Source organism: Pseudomonas sp. (assembly GCF_050739995.1).
Lineage (GTDB): Bacteria > Pseudomonadota > Gammaproteobacteria > Pseudomonadales > Pseudomonadaceae > Aquipseudomonas.
Window position 1 is genome coordinate 1 of the sequence record NZ_JBOICG010000591.1, and the last position, 3,524, is coordinate 3,524.

At 59.0% G+C, this 3,524-nt stretch carries 2 protein-coding genes and 1 pseudogene; 1 reads left to right on the forward strand and 2 read right to left on the reverse strand.

Annotated features, from left to right (window positions below; all coding sequences use genetic code 11):
• A pseudogene (locus ACRESD_RS19680) lies at positions 1–106 on the reverse strand (alpha/beta fold hydrolase); the annotation flags it as partial.
• Between the two features lie 106 nt (positions 107–212).
• Complete coding sequence (gene ppsA / locus ACRESD_RS19685; protein WP_431752425.1) at positions 213–2,588, reverse strand: phosphoenolpyruvate synthase; 2,376 nt, start codon at positions 2,586–2,588, stop codon at positions 213–215.
• Between the two features lie 178 nt (positions 2,589–2,766).
• Here ppsA and ppsR point away from each other — a divergent pair.
• On the forward strand, positions 2,767–3,524 hold a 758-nt coding region (gene ppsR / locus ACRESD_RS19690), incomplete at its 3' end, for a posphoenolpyruvate synthetase regulatory kinase/phosphorylase PpsR (RefSeq protein ID WP_431752426.1).

Consider the following 3,524-nt stretch of genomic DNA (forward strand, 5'->3'; position numbering starts at 1 on the left):
CGTCTGGGCTGTTGCCGGGCTTGAGGCGGTACACATCTTCACTCAAGTCGCCACGACGTTCAGCGCTAATCAGGGCGACAGGAAACAGGTTGCTGCTGCTTTGCATAATGCTCTTGCACAAAAAAGGGCGGCGTCCGCGAGAATTCCCGCCCTGTACAGATAAGAATGCCGGTCACCCTCAACGAGTGACCGGCACTTTTGACGTGTCGACCTTAGGCGGACGCTTGGCCTTCAGCCAGGAAGAACCAGGTTTCCAGCACGGAATCGGGGTTCAGCGAGACGCTTTCGATGCCCTGCTCCATCAGCCACTTGGCCAGGTCTGGGTGATCGGAAGGGCCTTGGCCGCAGATACCGATGTACTTGCCGGCCTTGTTACAGGCCTGGATGGCATTGGCCAGCAGCTTCTTGACCGCCGGGTTACGCTCGTCGAACAGGTGAGCGATGATCCCGGAATCACGGTCCAGGCCCAATGTCAGCTGGGTCAGGTCGTTGGAGCCGATGGAGAAACCGTCGAAGAACTCAAGGAACTCTTCGGCCAGGATGGCGTTGGACGGCAGCTCGCACATCATGATCACGCGCAGGCCGTTTTCGCCACGGGACAGGCCGTTTTCTGCCAGCAGGTCCACCACCTGGCTCGCCTCGCCCAGGGTGCGTACGAACGGCACCATGATCTCGACGTTGGTCAGGCCCATCTCATTGCGTACACGCTTGAGGGCGCGGCACTCAAGCTCAAAGCAGTCACGGAACGCTTCGCTGATGTAACGCGAGGCACCACGGAAACCCAGCATCGGGTTTTCTTCTTCCGGCTCATAGAGCTTGCCGCCGATCAGGTTGGCGTATTCGTTGGACTTGAAGTCCGACAGACGCACGATGACCTTTTTCGGATAGAACGCCGCCGCCAGGGTGCTGATGCCTTCCACCAACTTCTCGACGTAGAAACCCACCGGGTCGTTGTAGCCGGCAATGCGCTTGTCGACGCTTTCCTTGATGTCCAGCGGCAGGCCGTCGTAGTTCAACAGGGCCTTGGGGTGCACGCCGATCATGCGGTTGATGATGAATTCCAGGCGAGCCAGGCCCACACCGGCGTTCGGCAACTGTGCGAAATCGAAGGCACGATCCGGGTTACCGACGTTCATCATGATTTTGAACGGCAGGTCGGGCATGGCGTCGATGGAGTTTTGCTTGATGTCAAAGCCCAGCTCGCCTTCAAAGATGAAGCCGGTGTCACCTTCGGCGCACGACACAGTCACGCCCTGGCCGTCTTTGAGCAACTGAGTGGCGTTGCCGCAACCCACTACGGCAGGAATCCCCAGCTCACGGGCGATGATCGCCGCGTGGCAGGTACGCCCGCCACGGTTGGTGACGATGGCGCTGGCGCGTTTCATCACCGGCTCCCAATCCGGGTCGGTCATGTCGGAGACCAGTACGTCGCCTGGCTGGACTTTGTCCATTTCGGACACATCCTTGATGATCCGCACCTTGCCCGCGCCGATGCGCTGGCCGATGGCACGGCCTTCTACCAGCACGGTGCCGGTTTCTTTCAGCAGGTAACGTTCCATGACGTTGGCCGAGGTACGGCTCTTCACGGTTTCCGGACGAGCCTGCACGATGTACAGCTTGCCGTCGTCACCGTCCTTGGCCCACTCGATGTCCATCGGGCACTTGTAGTGCTTTTCGATGATCATCGCTTGCTTGGCCAGCTCACTGACTTCAGCGTCGGTCAGACAGAAACGCGCACGCTCGGCCTTGTCGACTTCAACGGTTTTCACCGAGCGACCGGCCTTGGCCTCGTCGCCGTAGATCATCTTGATGGCCTTGCTGCCGAGGTTGCGGCGCAGGATGGCCGGGCGACCCGCTTCGAGGGTGCCCTTGTGTACGTAGAACTCGTCCGGGTTGACCGCGCCCTGTACGACGGTTTCGCCCAGGCCGTAGGCGCCGGTGATGAACACCACGTCACGGAAACCGGATTCGGTGTCCAGGGTAAACATTACGCCGGCAGTGCCGGTTTCCGAACGCACCATGCGCTGCACACCGGCAGACAGGGCCACCAGCTTGTGGTCGAAACCTTGGTGCACACGGTAGGAAATAGCGCGATCGTTGAACAGCGAGGCAAAGACTTCCTTGGCCGCGCGGATCACGTTTTCCACGCCGCGGATGTTCAGGAAGGTCTCTTGCTGACCGGCGAAGGAGGCGTCCGGCAAGTCTTCAGCAGTCGCCGAGGAGCGCACGGCAACGGCCATGTCCGGATTCCCGGCCGACAGCGTGGCGAAGGCGGTGCGGATTTCTGCGTTGAGCTTCTCAGGGAACTCGGCGTCCATGATCCATTGGCGGATCTGGGAACCGGTCTTGGCCAGGGCGTTGACGTCGTCGACGTCCAGAGCGTCCAGCGCTGCGTGGATCTGAGCGTTGAGGCCGCTCAGTTCGAGGAAATCGCGGTAAGCCTGGGCCGTGGTGGCAAAACCACCGGGCACCGACACACCAGCGCCTGCAAGATTACTGATCATCTCGCCGAGGGATGCGTTCTTGCCCCCCACGTGCTCTACATCATGGACGCCGAGCTTATCGAGGGAAACTACGTACTCTACCAAGGTGATCTCTCCACTTTCTGTGTTGGAAAAGCTCAGGACGCTGGCTGCTCAGTAGGAGCAATCGCCAGCGCTTGTGGCCTGGACCTGGAAAATAAGTGAGAATGCGGCCCACTGCGGGACGGCAAAATCGCGCCTATCATATCCAAGATTCGCCATCAGCTTAAGGCCCAGGGCTCAAATGAAACGATCTGCTTTCTTTATCTCCGACGGCACCGGCATTACAGCCGAAACATTGGGTCAAAGCCTGCTCGCGCAGTTCGAAAACATTACCTTCGCCAAATTCACACGGCCCTATATCGACAGCGTGGATAAAGCGCGGGCCATGGTACAACAAATCAATCTGGCGGCTGAAAAAGACGGTTTTCGCCCGATCATTTTCGACACCATCGTCAATCAGGATATTCGTGAGATCCTGGCGACTTCGAATGGTTTCATGATCGACATCTTCTCCACGTTCCTGGCGCCGCTGGAACAAGAACTGAGTGAACATTCCTCATACTCCGTGGGCAAGTCCCATTCCATTGGTCACAACTCCAACTATATGGAGCGCATCGAGGCGGTGAACTTCGCCCTCGACAACGACGACGGTGCCCGCACCCACTACTACGACAAGGCCGATCTGATCCTGGTGGGCGTGTCCCGCTGCGGCAAGACCCCGACCTGCCTGTACATGGCGATGCAATTCGGTATCCGCGCGGCCAACTACCCGTTGACCGAAGACGACATGGAGCACCTGACCCTCCCGGCGGCCCTGCGTGCGCATTCGCACAAACTGTTCGGCCTGACCATCGACCCGGACCGCCTCACGGCCATTCGTAACGAACGCAAGCCCAACAGCCGTTACTCCAGCTACGCCCAGTGTGAATTCGAAGTACGCGAGGTGGAAAATCTATTCCGTCGCGAGAATATTGCGCACATCAATTCCACGCATTTTTC